1 protein-coding gene is annotated in these 460 nt (G+C 72.4%); it reads right to left on the bottom strand.

The window, feature by feature from the left end; genetic code table 11:
* A partial coding sequence (locus tag ACOMDU_RS13650; protein WP_421130703.1) for an inositol monophosphatase family protein occupies positions 1-323 on the bottom strand: 323 nt, incomplete at its 3' end.
* Positions 324-460: the final 137 nt, after the last annotated feature.

The following is a 460-nucleotide window of genomic DNA, read 5'->3' as shown; positions in this document are numbered from 1 at the left end:
GGCACGCCGCGCACGAAGTTCTTGGTGCCGTCGATGGGGTCGACCACCCACTGCCGGCCGGAGCGGCTCAGAGACCCGCCGAACTCCTCACCCACGATGCCGTCGCGCGCCCGGGCACGGGACAGGGTCGAGCGGATGGACTCCTCGGCGGCGCGGTCCGCATCCGTGACAGGGGTGAGATCCGGCTTGGTGCTGACCTCGAGGTCCTGGGCATTGAACCGGGACATCGTGATCGAGTCCACGTTGTCCGCCAGCATGTGGGCCAGCCGCAGGTCCTCCGTGAGGTCGCGGCCGCGGGTCGCAGAGTTCTCAGGTCGCTCCATGCCGCCCACGCTATACCGCGCGGGCCGCCTCAGTCCTCGGACGACGCCGCGTCCTCCGCCCCCGTGGGGGCCAGGCGGTTGCCGAGCAGACGGCGCAGCGAGGCCAGGCGTGCCGTTCCCGAGGGGCCGGCGTGGCC

It is taken from the genome of Vescimonas sanitatis (assembly GCF_049060325.1).
In the GTDB taxonomy this organism is placed as follows: Bacteria; Bacillota; Clostridia; order Oscillospirales; family Oscillospiraceae; genus Vescimonas; species Vescimonas sanitatis.
This window is presented reverse-complemented; position numbering and strand designations above follow the sequence as displayed.